Source organism: Paenibacillus hemerocallicola (assembly GCF_006265175.1).
In the GTDB taxonomy this organism is placed as follows: domain Bacteria; phylum Bacillota; class Bacilli; order Paenibacillales; family NBRC-103111; genus Paenibacillus_AB; species Paenibacillus_AB hemerocallicola.
In genome coordinates, this window is sequence record NZ_VDCQ01000102.1 from 1 (window position 1) to 273 (window position 273).

The following is a 273-nucleotide window of genomic DNA, read 5'->3' on the forward strand; positions in this document are numbered from 1 at the left end:
GGAAAACCTCCAGTTATTTTCGCGAAGCAGCAGTTACCGTCCGAAGTAACTGGAAAACCTCCAGTTATTTTCGCCAATTCGGTCGATATAACCGACTAGAGTCCAAATAGCTGTATGTTTTCCATTTCGTACGGCGATTTTTAGCGATAGGATCGAAAATAGCTGTATGTTTTCCAGTTGTTGAGAAAGCTACTAAAGAAAAGACAAGGGGAGCAAGGGGAGCAAGGGGAGCAAGGGGAGCAAGGGGAGCAAGGGGAGCAAGGGGAGCAAGGG